The sequence below is a fragment of the Aeromicrobium sp. PFPM2_SD2 genome, from assembly GCF_057364525.1.
In genome coordinates, this window is the sequence record NZ_JBNFNZ010000012.1 from 1 (window position 1) to 17,321 (window position 17,321).

Here is a 17,321-nt window from a genome sequence, read left to right on the forward strand (position 1 = left end):
GCCGCCGACGACGAGGCTCCCGACGCGCTCGGCGCTCATCGGGCCTCCTCCGCGGCGTCCACCCGGCCGGCGGTCCCGAGCACGGCGGAGGGGAGGGCGACGATCGACATCGGACGCATGACGGCACGCTATCGGCTGCCCGGCGCGCCGGACGTCCGCGTCCGCGGGCGACGGAGCCGCGCGGCGACCTGTGACGACTGGCACGATGTCGCCATGACCTTCACGGTGCGGGCCGGTGACCGCGTGATGGTGAACGGACGCCTGCGCAACGTCACCGCCCTGGACGCCATCTGGGCCCCGCGCGTCCGCGAGCGCCTGGTCGAGCTGGCCCGCGCCCGGTCGACGACGACCTATGGCGCGCTCAAGGAGGACCTCGGCCTGCCGCACCCGGCGAACGGGTTCGGGCGCATCCTCGACCTCGTGGCCGAGGACTGCCGGCGTCGTCAGGAGCCGCGGCTGGACGCGCTCGTCGTCACCGTCGAGCACGACGAGGTCGGTGCAGGGCACGGCGAGGGCGCCGCCGCGCAGCGCGAGAAGGTCTACGCGCACTGGGCCTGAGCGGTCCCGCCCGTTCTGCTCAACCGCCACGTCCCACGGCCGATGGGGCGGCGGCATGAACATCTCGGACCGCACCCGCACGAACGCCCCCCTCGTCGAGGACGCCGGGCCCGGCTTGGCCGCCCCGGTGGCGCTCGCGCTCGCGACCGTGCTGGTGCAGGCCGTGGCCGTGGTGATGCACCCGGACCACGCGCTGCTGCAGGGCGCGGCCGCCGTGATGCTGGTGGTGCAGGTGCGCTGGATGCTGCGCCGGGTCTCGGCCTACCGCGACCAGCGCCCGCAGCGCGCCGTCGGCTGGGGCGGGTACGCGCTCGCGCTCGGGGCTGGGCGCCGACGCGGTCGTCCACGCCGCGCACCTGGACGTTCCGCACGCCGCCGGCTTCGTCACCGGGTCGGTCGTCGCAGCCGTGCTGGGCTTCCGCGCCGTGCTGCTGTGGGACCGGCTCGGGTCCGGCGTCCCCGACCGGGGCGACTGGACGAACGCCCTGGGCATGGTCGCCGGCCTCGTGGGCGCCGGGCTGCTGCTGACCGACGGCCGCGTGCTGGAGACGGCCGGCTGGACGACCGCCGAGGAGGTCGTGGTCCTCGTGCAGATCGCGCTCGGGCTCGTCCTCGTGGGAGCGTGCCTGACCGTGGGCCTGCTCGCCGGGATGGGGCTGAAGCCGCGGCTGTGGGGCGTGCTCGTGGCGTCCGTCGCGCTCGTCCTGGCCCAGGTGCTCGTCGTGCCGCAGGGCTTCCACGTGACCGAGCTGGTCAGCTCGCTCGGCCAGGTCGTCATCTGCAGCGCGGCGGTCGTGGCGCTGCACCGCCCGCTGCTCACCCGCCGGATCGAGGGGGAGCGGCCGCCGCTGACGACGAGCTGGTCGCTCGCGCTGGTGACCGGCGCGATCCTCGTGCTGGTCGCCGCGGTCGTCATTGACGTGGAGGACTCGCTCGCGGCGGGACTGGTCGGCGGGGTCGCCGCGCTCGTCGGCATCTCCCGGACCGCCGGGGTCGTGCGCGAGATCGAGGCTGCGGGCCAGAGCCGGGTGGACGCGCGCACCGACGAGCTCACCGGCCTGGGCAAACCGCCGCGGCCTCGGCCGGCGCTCGTGCGGGCCATGGACCGACCTGCCCCGCGGCGGCGCGGTCGCCCTGCTGGCGATCGACCTTCGCGGCTTCCGGGACGTCAACGACCGATTCGGACCGGCCGCGGGCGACGCTGTCCTGCGGGCCATGGCGTCCCGGCTGCGTGCGCTGCTGCCGCCCTCGGACGTCGCCCGGGTCAGCGGCGACCAGTTCGTCGTGGTGCTCGGGGAGCCCGACGCCTCCGACCCGGCGACGACGGCCGACGAGCTGGTCCTGGCCCTCGAGCGTCCGGTCCGGGTCGGCTCCGCGTCGCTGGCCCTGCGGGCCAGTGTCGGCATCGTCCGGGCCGGGCCGGCCGACGCCGCGACGGACCCCGACGAGCTGCTGCGCCGCGCCCACGTCGCCATGCAGTGGCGAAACGGGCCGAGCGCCACGTCGCCTACTACGACCCGGGCGTCGAGGCAGCCGCCCGCGCCGTCCGCGACCGGGTGGACGAGCTGACCGGCCTGCTGGCCGCCGAGCCCGCCCCGGGCGTCGGGCACGTGGTGGTGCACTACCAGCCGCAGGTCGACACCCGGACCGGCGCGGTCGTCGGGGTCGAGGCGCTCGTGCGCTGGTCCCATCCTGAGCACGGGCTCCTGTACCCGGACGCGTTCGTGGACCTCGTCGAGCGCAACGGCCTCATGCGTCCGCTCACCGCGGCCGTCCTGGCGCAGGCGGCCGCCCAGGCCGCCTGCTGGGAGCGCAAGGGGATGCCGCTGCGCGTCTCGGTCAACCTCTCCTCGTCGCTGTTCCTGGATCACCGGCTCGAGTCGCTCGTGGCGGACGCGCTCGCGGCGAGCGGCGTGAGTCCGCACCTGCTCGCGCTGGAGATCACCGAGACCGTGCTCATGGAGAACGCCGACGCCGTGCCGCGGGTGCTCGGCACGCTGTCCGAGCGCTGCGTGAGCCTCAGCATCGACGACTTCGGCACCGGCTACTCGTCCCTGGCCTACCTGGCCGACCTGCCGGTCGACGAGCTCAAGATCGACCGCTCGTTCGTGCAGCGGATGCTGCAGGACGACCGCACCCACGCCGTCGTCGCGGGCACCATCGACCTGGCCCACCGGCTGGGGCTGCGGGTCGTGGCCGAGGGCGTCGAGGACGAGGCGACCCTCGCGGCGCTGCGCGAGCTCGACTGCGACGTCGCGCAGGGCTACCTGCACTCGCGTCCCGTCGACGCGAGTGCGCTGCGCGCCTGGCTCGACGAGCGTCTCGGCGTCCGTCGCTGAGCGGTCGCAGGGCCCTGCGGCGTGCCGGGGGTTGACTGGCGGGCGGGTGCGCGCGTTACTGGTGCTGACGGCCGAAGGATCCTCATGAACGACCCCGTCGAACGACTCGTCCACGCGATCGCCGACCACGACCGCGACGCCCTGACGTCCGTGCTCGCCCCGGACGTGGACTTCCGCGGCCTCACGGCCGGACGCGCGTGGGAGGGCACCACCGTCGCGGACGTCGTGGAGGCCGTGCTCGGCCACTGGTTCGAGGACTCCGACCGCGTGGAGGCGCTGACCCGCTTCCAGCGCGGGCCGGCGGTGGTGGACGTCCAGCAGGTCGCGTACCGCTTCGACGTCGTCAACGACCGCGGTCCGCACACCGTCGAGCAGCAGGTCTACTACCGCACGGAGGACGACCGGATCACCTACCTGCGGGTGCTGTGCTCGGGGTTCCGGCCGCGCGGGTGAGGGTCAGCCCGAGACGGTGCGCACGAGGTCGGCCAGCTCGGGCATGCCCTCGGCCTCGGCGAGCGCCTTCTGCAGGGTCTCGTCGTGGGTGGGGTGGGCGTCGTCGAGCGCCGTGCGCCCCGCCGCCGTGAGCTCGGTGTAGATGCCGCGCCGGTCGTCGGCGCACAGGATGCGGGTCAGGAACCCGCGGTCCTCGAGCCGGTTGACCAGCCGGGTGGACGCGCTGGGGGACAGGCCGGCCGCGCGGGCGAGCTGGGCCATGCGCAGGTGGAAGCCGTCCTGGCGCGACAGCGCGTCCATGACGGTGAACTCGACGACGGAGAGTCCGTGCTCGGCCTGCAGCGCCTTCTCCAGGCGCGACTCGATGAGCTGGTGCAGGGCGGCGAGCCGGCGCCAGCCCTGGGCGCGCACCTCGACGGCGTCGTCGCTGATCCCCATGGTTCCTCCTCGGGCATGTCCGAGGTCACTCTACCAGCGCTTTGCAATATCCCGCGTGTGCAACTACGTTCGTCGACATGACTTCTTTGCACGCGCGGGATGTTGCACCCGCACAGAGCCGGATGCCGGCCGGCCTGCTCGCCCTGGCCGTCGGTGGCTTCGGCATCGGCCTCACCGAGTTCGTCATCGCCGGCCTGCTGCCGGAGGTGGCCGGCGACTTCGCGGTCAGCGAGGCGACGGCCGGCTGGCTGATCTCCGGCTACGCGCTCAGCGTCGCCGTCGGGGCGATCGCGCTCACCGCGGCCGTCACCCGCCTGCCCCGCAAGAACGTCCTGCTCGGCCTCATGGTGCTGTTCGTCGTGGGCAACCTGCTGTCCGCCGTCGCCTCGACGTACGAGGTGATGCTGGCCGGCCGCGTCGTGGCGGCGCTGTGCCACGGTGCGTTCTTCGGCATCGGCTCGGTCGTGGCGGCCAGCATGGTCGCCCCGGCCAAGCGCGCCGGCGCCATCGCGCTCATGTTCGGCGGGCTCACGATCGCCAACGTGCTGGGCGTGCCGATGGGGACGTTCCTGGGCCAGCAGCTCGGCTGGCGCTCGACCTTCTGGGCCATCACCGCCATCGGCGTCGTGGCGCTGGTCGCCATCGCCGTGCTCGTGCCGACCACCGCGGACGACGGCGAGCCGGGCGACCTGCGCCGCGAGGTACGGGCGTTCCGCAGCGGCCAGGTGTGGCTCTCGCTGCTCATGACCGTGCTCGGCTTCGGCGGCATGTTCGGCGCCTTCACCTACATCGCCTACACCCTGACCGAGGTGAGCGGGTTCGCCTCGGGGGCGGTCCCGTGGCTGCTCGTGCTGTTCGGCGCCGGTCTGTTCGTCGGCAACCTCCTGGGCGGCCGCGCGGCCAACGTGTCGGTGCCGCGGACGCTGCTGGTCGTGCTCGCCGCGCTGACCGCGGTCATGGTCGTCTTCGCCCTCACGGCCGAGTCGCGGGCGGCGACCGTCGTCTCGCTTCTGCTCATGGGCGCGTTCGGGTTCGCCACCGTGCCCGGCCTGCAGATGCGGATCATGACGTACGCGGGGGAGGCGCCCACGCTGGCCAGCGGGGCGAACATCGCCGCCTTCAACGTCGGCAACGCGATGGGCGCGTGGCTCGGCGGCCTCACCATCACCGCCGGCCTCGGCTACACCTCGCCGATCTGGGTGGGCGCCGCGCTCGCCCTCGGGGCGCTGCTCGTGCTCGTCGGGGCCGAGCAGGCGGCCGGCTCGCGCCGGTAGGGAAGACCGTTCAGGGGTGCAGGACGACCTCGTGGTCGTCGGGGCCGAGTTGACGCTTGAGCTCGTCCCGCAGACGGTGCCCCTGCTGCTCCCAGGCGGGCGGGAGGGGCTGGTCGAAGTCGGCGTTGCGCTCCCACTCCAGGTTCCAGGCCTCGACGTGACGCACGAGCTCCTCGGTCAGGCTGAAGCTGTCGGGGACGACCAAGCCCTCTTCACCCCACACGGCGAAGCCGGCGCAGTGCTCCGGCATCAGCCGCAGGTACGTGACGGCAGGGTCGCGCGGCAGCTCCACCCGAGCGGGCCGAGGGCGGTGCTCACCGGAACGGGCACCTCGGCCACGAAACCGTCGCGCTCGCCGAGCACCGGCCGGACGGACAGCCGGGCGTCGTCCCACACCACGCGGTACACCGGTGGCATCTCGTCCATGGGACCACTGTGTCACGCGAGCACCGCGCAAACCGCAGACGCAGGAGGCCCCGGAACCGTACGGTCCCGGGGCCCTGCCTGCGTGACGATCGGCCGTCAGGCGGTGTAGTCGTAGAAGCCCTTGCCGGTGGCGATGCCCATCCGGCCCTGGTCGATGTACTCGCGCTTGATCCGCTCGGCGAACTCGCGCTTGACCGGGTCGTCGCTGTGGACGTTCAGGTTGTACGGCGTCTCCATGCCGACGACGTCGAAGATCTGGAACGGGCCGGCGGGGGCGCCGGTGGCCTTGCGCCAGGTCAGGTCGATGGTCTCGATGTCGGCGACCCCGCGCACCCACAGGTCGGCGGCGGCGCTCAGCAGCGGCACGAGCAGCGAGTTCAGCACGTAGCCGGGCTGCTCCTTGAGCACGCGGATGGGCAGCATGCCGATCTCCTCGGCGAAGCCGGCGACGGCCTCGAAGGCGTCCGCGTCGGTGCCCGCGTGGCCCATGACCTCGCCGGTGTTGTTCTTCCAGATCTCGTTGGCGAAGTGCAGCGCCAGGAAGCGTCCCGGACGTCCGGTCGCGTCGGCGATGTCGCTCGGCAGCAGCGTCGAGGAGTTGGTGGCGAAGATCGTCTTCTCCGGTGCCACCTCGGCGACCTTGGCCCAGGTCTCGCGCTTGATCTCGAGCATCTCGGGCACGGCCTCGATGACGAGGTCGGCGTCGCTCAGCGCGTCGGCCAGGTCGCTCGTCGCGCGGATGCGTCCGATCGCGGCGTCGACCAGCTCGTCGGTGGCGTCGGGCAGGTCGGCCAGGTAGCGGGCGCGCAGGAACTCCCAGCGCGCGGGGAGCTTGGCCAGGGCGTCGTCGCTGACGTCGTACGCGACGACGTCCTTGCCGTGGTACGCGGCCTGGAGGATGATCTGCGACCCGAGCACGCCGGTGCCGAGCACGGTGAGGTTCTGCATGAGGTGTCCTTCCTGAAGCGGTTCGTCGCCAGGACAGGCGGCTACCAGGTGCAGCGCGCGACCATCGGTCGTTGTTCCGCGATGTGAGGCACGAGACGTGCCGGGGCCGCGGCCGTCTGGACGCCGGCCCGGCGGGTATCCCTCGCCCGACCGACGACGAGGAGGCGCTATGACGCAGGAGTTCAAGCAGGGCGACCACGTGACGTGGAAGAGCCATGGCGGCGAGGCCGAGGGCGAGGTGGTCCGCAAGATCACCTCCGACACCGAGGCCGGCGGACGCACCGTCCGGGCCAGCGAGGACGAGCCGCAGTACCTGGTGCGCAGCGAGAAGAGCGGCGGCGAGGCCGTGCACAAGCCCGACGCCCTCACCCGGAAGAAGGGCTGACCCGATGGCGACGACCGACGACGCGGTCGCCGAGGTCTGGGACGACTGGCAGGAGGCGGTCAACCTCACCGCCAAGCAGCTCGAGGACTTCCTCGACACCGACGAGTCGAGGGCCGTCGGCGACAAGGGTTCGGGCGGCGAGTCCACCGGGCACGCGTCCGGACGCCGCATCGTGCAGATCCTGCGGACGAACAAGACCGACCTCACGGCCGACGACGCCGCCCACATGCGCAAGGTCGTCGGCTACGTCCATCGCCACCTGGCCCAGCGGCCCGAGGGCGACGTCACCGACACCGACTGGCGATACTCGCTGATGAACTGGGGGCACGACCCGCTGGCCTGACCGTGGTGGAGGAGGTCAGTTCCGTCGCGCACCCGGACGCCGGTACGGTCCGTCCATGAGCGACGACTGGCGCGCCCGCACCGTGGACCGGCTGCGGTCCCTCGTCGCCTCGGCGGACGCCGAGGTGGTCGAGGAGGTGAAGTGGCGCAAGCCGACCAACCCCGACGGGGTCCCGACGTTCTCGTGCTCGGGCCTGCTGTGCACCGTGGAGACGTACCGCGACAAGGTCAAGGTCACCTTCGCCCGGGGTGCGTCCCTGGCCGACCCGACCGGCCTGTTCAACGCCAGCCTCGACGCCGGCACCCGGCGGGCGATCGACGTGCGGGAGGGCGACGACCTCGACGAGGCGGCCTTCGTCGCGCTGGTCCGGGAGGCCGTCGACCTGAACCGCGCCTGAGGCGTCGCCACGGCTCAGTCGAGGCAGAACTCGTTGCCCTCGGGGTCGGCGAGCACGAGGTGGCCGGCCGAGAGCGGAGGCTGCGGGTCGAACCGCTCCAGCCGCCGGGCGCCGAGCGCGACGAGTCGCTCGCACTCGGCCTCGAGCGCGTCCATGCGGGCGTCGCCAACGAGGCCGGGCGCGGTCCGGACGTCCAGGTGCACACGGTTCTTGCCCGCCTTGGACTCGGGCACCTGCTGGAAGAACAGCCGCGGTCCCTCGCCGGCCGGGTCCTCGATGACCGAGCGGGTGTTGCGCTCGCCGGGCGGCACCCCGATGCGCTCGAGGAAGACGTCCCACGCGTCCAGCGGGTCGGTGCCCGGCGGGACGTCCACGCCCGGCGGCCCGGGATGGACGTAGCCCAGCGCGTCCCGCCAGAACGTGGAGAGGGCCCGTGGGTCGCGGGCGTCGAACGTGACCTGCACCTGTCGGCTCATCGGCGGCTCCTTCGCTCGAGGTGGTCCAGGCTGCCGTGGGCCACCGACAGGCGCCGCTCAGGCGTTCTCCCACAGGCCGAGCAGGTTGCCCTCGGGATCGAGGAAGTAGGCCGCGAACCCCATGTCGCCGACCGGCGTCCGGGCGCCGACCGCCTGACCGCCGGCCGCCTCGATCCGCTGCAGCGTCTCGTCGATGTCGGGCACGTCGACGACGACGTTCGGTCCCTTGCCGGGGAAGTCGTCGCTGCGCTCGAACATGCCGCCGTTGATGAACCCGGGCTCGGTCGGGCCCCGCTCGGCCTCGGTCGGACCGGTCTGCACCAGCGTGTAGCCCATGCCGGGCACGTGCTCGACGTGCCAGCCGAACGCCTCGGCGTAGAACGCGCGAGCGCGGTCGCCGTCGTCGAACGGGATCTCGAAGTGGACGACTCTGCCGGACATGCTGCCTCCTCTGGACGCGTCTGCACCGTCCAGTGAACGACCGGCCGCTCGGACCGGTCAACGGTGCTGCGGACGGACGGCGGACCGACCGCGTGCCGCTCCCTGACGTCCGCACTACGGTGGCGGGACGAGCGGGGGAGGTGGAGCGTGCCGGACGCGGAGGACGTCGAGCGGACCGAGGACGGTCGCTACCTCGTCATCGGCGGACGCCGCTGGCGGGCGAGCGACCCGTCCATCCCGGCGGTGCTGCGCCAGGAGCTGGTCGACGAGCTGATGTCGGCCCGCCGCGCCGTCCGGGCGAAGGAGCCGGACGCCCGCGCCCGGGTCCAGGACGCCAAGGTCGCCCTCGGCGAGCGGGGCCCCCGGTGGTGGGAGGAGCTCGACGACGCCGACCTGACCGTGCGGACGGAGGCGACCACCCGGGCGCTGCTGCGCAAGCGCGCCGGCCGCACGATCTGCCCCAGCGACGTCGCCCGCGTCGTCGGTGGAGAGCACTGGCGCACGCGGATGGAGCAGGTCCGCGCCGTCGCGGCGACGATGGCGCGGCGCGGCGAGCTCGTGGTCACCCAGAAGGGCGAGCCGGTCGACCTGGACGTCGGCGTCCGCGGCCCGGTGCGGCTGCGGCTGCCCGCGTCGGAGTGATGGTCCGCTCCAGCGCGCGGCGCACCCCTCGTGCTGCCAGGGTGGGGCGATGGACGATGACTGGCGTCGCGTCGCCGCTGACCTCTTCGAGGGGCTGCTGCGGCGGACGCACCTGTCGCGGCCGTCGGACGTCGCCCGGGTGATCGTCGAGGAGGCGCGCACCGCGCTGCAGGCGCGCGCCAGCACCCTGTACTGGGTGAACCGCGAGGAGACCGCCCTCGTGCCGCTGGCGCACGACGGTCCGGTCGAGCCCACCGTGCAGGACGTGGACGCGACCATGGCCGGACGGTGCTTCACCGGCGCCAAGATCCTGGTCGTCCCGCCGGAGGACGGGATCGCCCGCGTCCTGCTGCCCGTGGTCGACGGCACGGACCGGCTCGGCGTGCTCGAGCTGTGCCTGCCGGCGGAGGTGTGGCGCGACGCCGACGGTCCGTCCTACGACCTGCTGAGGGTCCTGGAGCGGTTCGCCCACGCCACCGCCATGTCGCTGGCGTCCAAGCGCGTGTACGGCGACACGCTCGAGCTCGCCCAGCGCAGCCGTCCGATGGACCTGGGGGCCGAGCTGCTGTGGTCGACGTTGCCCCCCATGACGTTCGCGACCGAGGGCCTCGTCATCGCCGCGATGCTGGAGCCGGCCTACGAGAACGGCGGCGACGCCTTCGACTACGCGGTCAACGACGACGCCGTCCACCTGGCCATCTTCGACGGCCTCGGGCACGGGCTCACCGCGGCGCGCCTCAGCACGTTCGTCCTGGCGGCGTACCGCCACGCGCGACGCCGGGGTCTCGACCTCGCCGAGACCTACGCCGTGATCGACGCGGCGATCGACGAGAACTTCGGCGACGACCACTTCGTCACCGGGGTGGTAGGCCGGCTCGACCACGAGACCGGCGTGATCGAGTGGGTCAACGCGGGGCACCCGCCGCCGCTGCTCGTGCGGGACGGGCGGATGGTGAAGCTGCTCCAGACGGTGCCCTCCACGCCGTTCGGCGTCCCCGGCGGCCCGGAGCCGGTGGTCGGTCGCGAGCAGCTGGAGCCCGGGGACGTCCTGCTCATGTACACCGACGGCGTCACCGAGGCCCGACGGCCCGACGGCACCTTCCTGGACGTGGAGGGCCTGGTCGAGTACGTCGAGCACGAGTCGGCCGCCCAGCGCCCGGCGCCCGAGACGCTGCGCCGGTTCAAGCGAACGTTGATCTCCGACGAGGGCACCGTGCTGGGCGACGACGCCACGGTGCTGCTGGTGGAGTGGCGCCGCGACACCGAGAACCGGCTCGTGCCCCAGACCGTCATGGAGGACTGAGGCACGAGCCGCTCGCGCCTCAGCGGCCGTGCGGGTCGAGCCGGTTGAGCGTCGCCACGACCTGGTCGTAGTCGCCGCGAGCCTCGCCGTAGCGCAGGAACTTGACGTTCTCGACCTGGATCTCGGTCGCGTCCGGCTGGGTCTCGATCAGCTCGACGACCTCGGCGACGAAGGCGTCCAGCGGCATCGCGAACGGGCTGTCCTTCTGGCCGGGCATGAGGTCGGTCGCCACTGACGGCGGCTCGAGCTCGACCACCTCGACGCCCGTCCCATTCAGCTGCAGCCGGATGCTCTCGCTGAGCATGTGGATGGCCGCCTTCGTCGCGTTGTACGTCGGCGTCACCATGAGCGGCGCGAACGCCAGGCCCGACGAGACGGTCATGATCGTGGCGTGCGGCCGGGAACGCAGGTGGTCGATGAACGCGTCGACGAGCCGGATCGGGCCGAGCAGGTTCGTGGTGACGGTCTCGGCGGCGCTCTCGGCGAAGCCGCTCGTCGTCCAGTCCTCGACCCGCATGATGCCGGCCATCGTCACCAGGACGTCCAGGTCGGGGTACTCGGCCAGGACGTGGTGTGCCGCGTCCCGGATGCTGGCCGGGTCAGTGGTGTCGATGACGACGGTGCCCAGCCCGTGCTCGGCCGCGACCTGCTCGAGGCGGTCGGTGCGCCGGCCGCCGACGACGACCGTGGCGCCCTTGGCCTGCAGGGCGACGGCGAGGGCGAGGCCGATGCCGCTGGTCGCGCCGGGGATGAAGACGGTGCTGCCGTGGATTCTCATGGCTCGAGTCTTCGCGTCCGGCGGAGGACGGGCCAGGGTCGGCTCATCGGGGGACCCGCGGTCCCTGCCTGCGCTCGACCGGCTCGGGCATGATCGGCGCATGGACCGCCCCGCTCTTGCCGACTTCCTGGTCCGGCGCCGGAACGCCCTGCGGCCGCGCGACGTCGGGCTGCCGGACGGTGCACGACGCCGCACGGCGGGCTTGCGGCGCGAGGAGGTCGCGAGCCTGGCGCTCATGTCGACCGACTACTACACGCGCCTGGAGCAGCAGCGCGGACCGCAGCCCAGCACGCAGATCCTCGGATCGATCGCCCGTGCCCTGCGCCTGACGCCGGACGAGCGCGACTACCTGTACCGCGTCGCCGGCCACGACGCCCCGGCCCGCGAGGCGCCGACCGAGTACGTCGCCCCGGCGCTGCTGCGGGTCATGGACCGCCTCTCCGACACCCCCGCGCTCGTCCTCAACCCGCTGGGCGAGGTACTGGTGCAGAACGGTCCGGCGCGGGCGCTGCTCGGCGACGCGTCGGGCTACACCGGGCTCGAGCGCAGCGAGGTGTACCGCTGGTTCGCCCGGCCCGAGACCGAGCGGCGGCGCTACCCCGAGGACGACCGTCCGCGGCAGAGCCGGGCGCAGGTCGCGTCCCTGCGGGCGGCCTACGGCTCGATGGGCGCCGACTCGCGCGTGGGCGAGCTCGTCCGCGAGCTGCAGCGGATCAGTCCCGAGTTCGCCGAGCTGTGGGACCGCCACGAGGTCGCCCGCCGGTTCGCCGACCACAAGGTGCTGATCCACCCCGAGGTCGGTCCGATCGAGCTGGACTGCCAGGTGCTGCTCACCGAGGACCAGACCCAGGCGCTGCTCGTCCTCACCGCCGCACCGAACACCGAGGACGAGGAGAAGCTGCGCCTGGTCTCCGTGCTCGGCACGCAGCAGTTCACCGACGCCCGCTGAGGCCGCGTCAGCCGAGCCAGCCGCGGCTGAGACGTGCTTCGTGCCCGGGGGCAGGACGACGGGCTCGCCGTGGGCGACCTGTTGGGCGAGGGCATAGAGCCGGTCGCTGTCGACGGCCGGGTCGCCGCCCGCGCCGCCGCCGTCGGGGTACCACTCGGCCGTCCAGCCGTCGCCGCGCAGCATCGCGTACGGGCCGGTCACGACGGTCAGGATCGAGTCGTCCACCGCCTCGAGCAGGTCCGCCGACCCCGTGTCGCAGGCGTCGCAACCGCAGTCGGGCCACCCCCCGACGACGAAGCCTGGCCGGTCCAGGACGACGTCCAGCACGGGGAGCGGGGCGCCGGCCCTCTGCGGCACCTCGAGCTCGACGAGCAGCAGCGGGCGGGCACCCGGTGCCGTGGGCACGAGCCGGCTCCCGCCCACGACGACGCGCGACCGGTGCTCCGGGTCGGCGTAGGGACCCAGGGGCTCCACCCGGGCGTCCAGCCGCTCGGCCAGGACGTCGGCCCAGACCCGCGCGCGCAGGTGCACGATCCGGTAGCGCGCGGGATCGGTGACGCGCGAGTACGTCTCGTCCGGCGGCCACGACTCCTCCCAGTCGTAGACCGCGTCCCAGGTCGGGGCGTCGAGGCGCGCGTAGCGCTGCTCGACGAGGGCCTGCAGCTCGTCCACCGTGGTCATGGCGCGATCATGGCACCCGGGCGCGGTCAGGTCACAGGTCGCGGTGCAGGGTGTCGCCCTCGGGGACGTCCTCGGCGTCGGAGCGGGTCAGGTTGACGATGGCCAGGGCGAGTCCGCCCCACAGGACCAGCATGGCCACGACCATCATGACGATCGCCTCGGTGCTCATCGGCCGGCCTCCTTCACGGTGTCGTCGGCGTCGGTCACGGGCTTGCGGCGGACGAGAGTGATGCCGAGCGCGATCACCACGACCAGAGCGGCCGTGCCCCAGCCGAACACGTTCAGCATCCAGCTCGGGTAGCCGCCGTAGGGCTCGTCCAGGGTGTCGAGGAAGTCGCGCAGCAGGACGTAGCCCAGGGCGACCGGCGCCACGACGCCGACCAGCGCCATCCACACGCGTCCGAGATGCAGCGACCCGTGCTGGTTGAGGTGGGCGGCGAACCGGGGGAGCGAGCGGACGCCCCACGTGAGCACGACCATCATGACGACGGCCGCGAGCAGGATGCCGAACCGGTTGATGAAGTAGTCGACGATGTCGAGCACGTGCAGGCCGCTGGTGGTCGAGAACAGCACGACGCTGACAACGGTCGCCGGGACGCCCACCACGAGCACCGCGGTGACGCGACCCAGGTCGAACCGGTCGCGGACGGCCGAGATGACGACCTCGAGGATGCTGATCAGCGAGGTGATGCCCGCGATGAACAGCGAGGCGAAGAACAGCACGCCGATGATCGAGCCGCCGGCGGCCTCGCTGATGATCGCCGGGAAGGCGACGAAGGCGAGCCCGATGCCGTTGCTGACGACCTCGTCGACCGCGACGCCGCTGGCCTGGGCCATGAAGCCGAGGGCGGCGAACACGCCGATGCCGGCGAGCAGCTCGAAGCCGGAGTTGGCGAAGCCGACGACCAGGCCGGACCCGGTCATGTCGGTGCGACGCCCGACGTACGAGGCGTACGTGATCATGATGCCGAAGCCGATCGACAGCGAGAAGAAGATCTGGCCGAACGCCGCGGCCCAGACCGACGGGTGGCCGAGCGCGACCCAGTCCGGGCTGAAGAGGGTGTCGAGGCCGTCGGCGGCACCGGGCAGGAAGAGCGCTCGCACGACGAGGGCGCCGAAGGCCAGGACGAGCAGCGGGATGAACACGACCGACGTCGCGCCGATGCCCTTCTGGACGCCCAGGCCCATGATGACCAGCACCAGCACCCACACGAGCACGAGCGGGACGAGCACGCCGGTGACGACGTCCAGCGTCACGCCGGGGTCGCTGGTCTGCAGGAAGTCACCGAAGAAGTAGCCCTCCGGGTCGTCGCCCCACGCCTTGTCGATCGAGAAGAACGTGTAGCGCAGCGAGTAGGCGATGATCGCCGCGTAGTAGACGGCGATGACGAAGCAGATGCCGACCTGCCACCAGCCGATCGTCTCGGTCCGGCGCGACTCGCGGGCGAGCGACAGGGGAGCGGAGCCCCGGTGCTTGTGGCCGAGCGCGTAGTCCAGGAACAGGAAGGGCAGGCCCGCCGTCAGCAGCGCGACGAGGTAGGGGACGACGAACGCGCCGCCGCCGTTCTCGTAGGCGACGTACGGGAAGCGCCAGATGTTGCCGAGCCCCGCCGCCGAGCCGATGGCCGCGAGGATGAAGACCTTCCGCGACGAGAACGCCCCGCGGCGCGCCTCCTGCGTCTCGACCTGTGCTGCGCCCCGGTCCGGGCCTGGCGTCGTCATGGTGTGAGCCCCCTCACGTCGTGTCCGGTCACGGCATCGTAGGACGAGCCGGGCCGCGGGCACCGGCGGGTCGTGACGCGCGGCGTGTGGAGGCGATCTGCGGGCCGGCCTGGTACGGAGCGCCGACGCCCCTCCCGGTTCCTAGCGGCTCACGGGTAGAGGCCGCGCTGCAGGTGGGCTCGGGCGACGCGCTCGACGGCGATGCAGGTGGCGGCGTCGCGCAGGCTGAGCCCGTCGCGCTGGGACCGCTCCAGGACGCGGGTCCAGGCGTCGTGCATCCGCGTGGCCAGGCGGTCGTTGACCTCGTCCTCGCTCCACCAGTAGGCCTGGTTGGCCTGGACCCACTCGAAGTAGGACACGACCACGCCGCCGGCGTTGGCCAGGATGTCCGGGACGACGAGGACGCCCTTGTCGCTCAGGATCCGGTCGGCCGCGGTGGTCGTGGGCCCGTTCGCGCCCTCGACGACGCAGCGGGCGCGGACGTTCGCGGCGTTGCCCTCGTGCAGCACGCCCTCGACCGCGGCCGGGACGAGCAGGTCGACGTCGAGCTCGAGCAGCCGGTCGTTGTCGAGCGGCTCGGCGCCGGCGAACCCGACCACGCTGCCGGTCTCCTGCACGTGCCGCTGCAGGGCGGTGACGTCCAGCCCGGCCGGTGGTGGATGCCGCCGTACTGGTCGCTGACGGCCACCACGCGGACGCCGTCGCGAGCCAGGAGCTCGGCGCGCCGGCGCCGCACCTTGCCGAAGCCCTGGACGGCGGCGGTCGCCGACGCGGGGTGACGCCAGCACGTCGAGCGCGGCCAGCGCGACGTGGGCCACGCCACGGGAGGTGGCGAGACCGCGCCCGAGCGAGCCGCCCAGGTCGATGGGCTTGCCGGTGGCGACGCCGAGGACGGTGTGGCCCTGCGTGACCGAGTAGGTGTCCATGAGCCAGGCCATGTGCCGCTCGTCGGTGCCGATGTCCGGGGCCGGGATGTCCTGCGACGGCCCGATGATCGGGCTGATCTCGCTGGCGTAGCGGCGGGTGACCCGCTGCAGCTCGGCCTCGCTGTACTGGCGCGGGTCGATGCGCACGCCGCCCTTCGCGCCGCCGTACGGGACGTCGAGCAGGGCGCACTTCCAGGTCATCCACATGGCCAGGGCGCGGACCTCGTCGAGGTCGACGTGCGGGCTGAACCGCAGCCCGCCCTTGGCCGGTCCGCGCGACAGGTTGTGCTGGACGCGGTGGCCGACGAGGACCTCGACGCGCCCGTCGTCACGGCGCAGCGGGATGCTCACCGTCATCTCGCGCCGGGGGACGGCGAGCATCTCGAACGTCCCGGAGTCCAGGCCGAGGCGCTCGCAGGCGTCCGCGAGCTGACGGCGGGCGTCAGTGAGGGGGCCGTGCTCGGTGGGGTTCGGGGGTGCTTCCTGGGCGGTCACGTGTCTCGCTCTCGTCGAAGGCGTCGGTGAGATGGGGCACGTTCATGCTCGCGCGTCTGGCCTATGCCGTCCAATGCCTATCTCGTCCGGATCGATTGCCTCTCAGGCATGGCGAGCGTGGTCGGACGCAGTGTCCCGGTTCCTCCGGTCAGGCTCGTGTCCGGGGCAAAACGGAGAGGGCTGCCTCGGCGACGCGCTCGAGCCGGTCGGGGTCGATGCCGGCCTTGCCGAGCGCCTCGATCCCGCGCAGCACCGCCAGGACGAGGTCGGCGAGCCGCTCGGGGTCGGCCGCCGGGTCGAGGTCGCCCTGTCGCTGGGCGGCGCGGATGTCCCGGGTGAGGGCGTCGGCGACGACCTCGAGGGTCCGGCGGGACCGCGCGGTGATGTCGGGGTCGTGTTCGGAGAGCTCGGCGGCACCCTTCGCGAGGAGGCACCCTCGGTGCCGGGTGTCGGCGGCGACGCTGGCCGCGACGGCGCGGACGTGCGCGCACAGGCGCTCGTAGGCCTGGTCGTCGGGGACTGGTTCGCTCGTCATGTCGGCGGCGACGCGCTCGCAGTAGGAGTCGAAGACCCGCAGGAACAGCTGCCGCTTGCCGCCGAAGGCCCCGTACAGGCTGCCCTTGCCGAGGCCGGTGGCGGCGGCGACGGCGTCCATGCTCGTGCCGGCGTAGCCGGTGGCCCAGAACTGCTCGCGGGCCGCGTCGAGGACCGCCTGCTCGTCGAACTCCCTCGGCCTGGCCATGACGCGACGGTACCAGTAGTTGACGGTTCGTTCCAGAACCGTCTACGTTATGGACGGATCGGTCAACAACCATGCGCGGCGAGCAGCGCCGCGACGCCGAGCACGAGGAGAACAGTCATGACGAGCAACGAGGAAGTCGTCCGCGCGGCCTACCGGATGGCGGAGGGGGACTCCCTGGACCCGGCAGGATTCCAGGCCCTGTTCACCGAGGACGGGACGTTCAACGACGTGCCCAACGGGCTCAGCTTCGGGACGGACCAGATCCCTCAGGCGCTGGCCGGTCTGGCCGGCGCGTTCCCCGACATCCACCGCGAGCTGCTCTCGGTGCACGCGATGGGCGACGTCGTCGCGGTGGAGCTGCGGATCCAGGGGACTCACCGTGGTGGATTCCCGACCCCGCTGGCCGAGATCGGTCCGACGGGACGGCGGATCGACGTTCCCGCGGCGGACCTGTGGTACCTGCGCGACGGACGGATCAAGACCTTCAACTGCTACAACGCGGCGAACGTGTGGTTCTCGCAGCTCGACGCCGCGCCCGACTTCGCGTCGGCGATCGAGGCCGCCCGAGCCGTCGCGCCGGGGGGCGTAGGCGGGCGGGGCCGTCG

Annotated in this window: 22 protein-coding genes and 3 pseudogenes; 12 read left to right on the plus strand and 13 right to left on the minus strand. The window is 72.8% G+C overall.

Features of this window, described 5'->3' with window-relative positions; genetic code table 11:
• Positions 1–213: 213 nt before the first annotated feature.
• From AC2W7G_RS01845 to AC2W7G_RS01860, 4 genes are all read left to right on the plus strand, one after another.
• On the plus strand, positions 214–558 hold the full coding sequence (locus AC2W7G_RS01845; RefSeq protein ID WP_485866934.1) for a hypothetical protein: 345 nt from the start codon (positions 214–216) through the stop codon (positions 556–558).
• Positions 559–1,473: 915 nt separating this feature from the next.
• Complete coding sequence (locus AC2W7G_RS01850) at positions 1,474–2,127, plus strand: GGDEF domain-containing protein (RefSeq protein WP_485866935.1); 654 nt, start codon at positions 1,474–1,476, stop codon at positions 2,125–2,127.
• Positions 2,128–2,174: 47 nt separating this feature from the next.
• Entirely contained in the window at positions 2,175–2,897 is a 723-nt protein-coding gene (locus tag AC2W7G_RS01855) for an EAL domain-containing protein (protein ID WP_485866955.1), read from the plus strand.
• An 84-nt stretch (positions 2,898–2,981) separates the two neighbouring features.
• Entirely contained in the window at positions 2,982–3,350 is a 369-nt protein-coding gene (locus AC2W7G_RS01860) for a hypothetical protein (RefSeq protein WP_485866936.1), read from the plus strand.
• Positions 3,351–3,353: 3 nt separating this feature from the next.
• Here the strand turns inward: AC2W7G_RS01860 and AC2W7G_RS01865 are convergent, their stop codons facing one another.
• A complete protein-coding gene (locus AC2W7G_RS01865) occupies positions 3,354–3,788 on the minus strand; it encodes a MarR family winged helix-turn-helix transcriptional regulator (RefSeq protein ID WP_485866937.1) in 435 nt (144 codons plus the stop codon).
• A 77-nt stretch (positions 3,789–3,865) separates the two neighbouring features.
• Here AC2W7G_RS01865 and AC2W7G_RS01870 point away from each other — a divergent pair, with 77 nt between their 5' ends.
• Positions 3,866–5,062, plus strand: a complete 1,197-nt coding sequence (locus tag AC2W7G_RS01870; RefSeq protein WP_485866938.1) for an MFS transporter — start codon at positions 3,866–3,868, stop codon at positions 5,060–5,062.
• 10 nt (positions 5,063–5,072) lie between these two features.
• On the opposite strand, the gene AC2W7G_RS01875 is transcribed toward AC2W7G_RS01870, so the two are convergent.
• From AC2W7G_RS01875 to AC2W7G_RS01885, 3 genes are all read right to left on the minus strand, one after another.
• Positions 5,073–5,312 (minus strand): hypothetical protein, encoded by a 240-nt coding sequence (locus tag AC2W7G_RS01875; RefSeq protein WP_485866939.1) that lies wholly within the window; start codon positions 5,310–5,312, stop codon positions 5,073–5,075.
• Positions 5,312–5,488 (minus strand): hypothetical protein, encoded by a 177-nt coding sequence (locus tag AC2W7G_RS01880; protein ID WP_485866940.1) that lies wholly within the window; start codon positions 5,486–5,488, stop codon positions 5,312–5,314. The genes AC2W7G_RS01875 and AC2W7G_RS01880 overlap by 1 nt, the downstream gene beginning before the upstream one ends.
• Before the next feature lie 96 nt (positions 5,489–5,584).
• The gene (locus AC2W7G_RS01885) at positions 5,585–6,436 is read right to left on the minus strand and encodes a 3-hydroxyacyl-CoA dehydrogenase (RefSeq protein ID WP_485866941.1); all 852 of its coding nucleotides are present in this window, start codon (positions 6,434–6,436) and stop codon (positions 5,585–5,587) included.
• 169 nt (positions 6,437–6,605) lie between these two features.
• Between AC2W7G_RS01885 and AC2W7G_RS01890 the strand changes: the two genes are divergently transcribed.
• Genes AC2W7G_RS01890 through AC2W7G_RS01900 form a run of 3 tightly spaced genes read left to right on the plus strand, consistent with a single transcriptional unit; the run spans position 6,606 to position 7,561 of the window.
• On the plus strand, positions 6,606–6,821 hold the full coding sequence (locus AC2W7G_RS01890; RefSeq protein WP_485866942.1) for a hypervirulence associated TUDOR domain-containing protein: 216 nt from the start codon (positions 6,606–6,608) through the stop codon (positions 6,819–6,821).
• Between the two features lie 4 nt (positions 6,822–6,825).
• A complete protein-coding gene (locus AC2W7G_RS01895; RefSeq protein WP_485866943.1) occupies positions 6,826–7,164 on the plus strand; it encodes a DUF3140 domain-containing protein in 339 nt (112 codons plus the stop codon).
• Between the two features lie 55 nt (positions 7,165–7,219).
• Positions 7,220–7,561, plus strand: a complete 342-nt coding sequence (locus AC2W7G_RS01900) for a DUF1801 domain-containing protein (RefSeq protein ID WP_485866944.1) — start codon at positions 7,220–7,222, stop codon at positions 7,559–7,561.
• A gap of 14 nt (positions 7,562–7,575) precedes the next feature.
• On the opposite strand, the gene AC2W7G_RS01905 is transcribed toward AC2W7G_RS01900, so the two are convergent.
• Entirely contained in the window at positions 7,576–8,037 is a 462-nt protein-coding gene (locus AC2W7G_RS01905) for a VOC family protein (RefSeq protein ID WP_485866945.1), read from the minus strand.
• Positions 8,038–8,094: 57 nt separating this feature from the next.
• Positions 8,095–8,478: a VOC family protein gene (locus tag AC2W7G_RS01910; protein ID WP_485866946.1), complete on the minus strand. Its 384-nt coding sequence runs from the start codon at positions 8,476–8,478 to the stop codon at positions 8,095–8,097.
• Between the two features lie 147 nt (positions 8,479–8,625).
• Between AC2W7G_RS01910 and AC2W7G_RS01915 the strand changes: the two genes are divergently transcribed.
• Together AC2W7G_RS01915 and AC2W7G_RS01920 are read left to right on the plus strand one after the other, a co-directional pair.
• Positions 8,626–9,120, plus strand: a complete 495-nt coding sequence (locus AC2W7G_RS01915) for a DUF3253 domain-containing protein (protein WP_485866947.1) — start codon at positions 8,626–8,628, stop codon at positions 9,118–9,120.
• Between the two features lie 49 nt (positions 9,121–9,169).
• Positions 9,170–10,423 carry a PP2C family protein-serine/threonine phosphatase gene (locus tag AC2W7G_RS01920; protein ID WP_485866948.1) on the plus strand — a complete coding sequence of 418 codons (1,254 nt, stop codon included), beginning with the start codon at positions 9,170–9,172 and terminating at the stop codon, positions 10,421–10,423.
• Positions 10,424–10,442: 19 nt separating this feature from the next.
• Here AC2W7G_RS01920 and AC2W7G_RS01925 read toward each other — a convergent pair whose 3' ends face one another.
• Entirely contained in the window at positions 10,443–11,201 is a 759-nt protein-coding gene (locus AC2W7G_RS01925; RefSeq protein WP_485866949.1) for an SDR family oxidoreductase, read from the minus strand.
• A gap of 100 nt (positions 11,202–11,301) precedes the next feature.
• Between AC2W7G_RS01925 and AC2W7G_RS01930 the strand changes: the two genes are divergently transcribed.
• Positions 11,302–12,150, plus strand: coding sequence for a helix-turn-helix transcriptional regulator (locus AC2W7G_RS01930; protein WP_485866950.1), 849 nt, complete (start codon positions 11,302–11,304; stop codon positions 12,148–12,150).
• Between the two features lie 180 nt (positions 12,151–12,330).
• Here the strand turns inward: AC2W7G_RS01930 and AC2W7G_RS01935 are convergent.
• The 6 genes and pseudogenes from AC2W7G_RS01935 to AC2W7G_RS01960 all read right to left on the minus strand — a co-directional run.
• Positions 12,331–12,831: pseudogene (locus AC2W7G_RS01935) on the minus strand (DUF6226 family protein); the annotation flags it as partial.
• 31 nt (positions 12,832–12,862) lie between these two features.
• Complete coding sequence (locus AC2W7G_RS01940; protein ID WP_485866951.1) at positions 12,863–13,000, minus strand: methionine/alanine import family NSS transporter small subunit; 138 nt, start codon at positions 12,998–13,000, stop codon at positions 12,863–12,865.
• Complete coding sequence (locus AC2W7G_RS01945; RefSeq protein ID WP_485866952.1) at positions 12,997–14,553, minus strand: sodium-dependent transporter; 1,557 nt, start codon at positions 14,551–14,553, stop codon at positions 12,997–12,999. Before AC2W7G_RS01945 ends, AC2W7G_RS01940 begins: the two co-directional genes overlap by 4 nt.
• Before the next feature lie 149 nt (positions 14,554–14,702).
• Positions 14,703–15,376, minus strand: a pseudogene (locus AC2W7G_RS01950) (Glu/Leu/Phe/Val family dehydrogenase).
• A gap of 100 nt (positions 15,377–15,476) precedes the next feature.
• Positions 15,477–15,860 (minus strand): annotated as a pseudogene (locus tag AC2W7G_RS01955) (Glu/Leu/Phe/Val family dehydrogenase); the annotation flags it as partial.
• A 262-nt stretch (positions 15,861–16,122) separates the two neighbouring features.
• Positions 16,123–16,716: a TetR/AcrR family transcriptional regulator gene (locus AC2W7G_RS01960; RefSeq protein WP_485866953.1), complete on the minus strand. Its 594-nt coding sequence runs from the start codon at positions 16,714–16,716 to the stop codon at positions 16,123–16,125.
• Between the two features lie 117 nt (positions 16,717–16,833).
• Between AC2W7G_RS01960 and AC2W7G_RS01965 the strand changes: the two genes are divergently transcribed.
• Positions 16,834–17,321, plus strand: a 488-nt coding sequence (locus tag AC2W7G_RS01965; protein WP_485866954.1) for an ester cyclase, incomplete at its 3' end; no start/stop codon positions are given.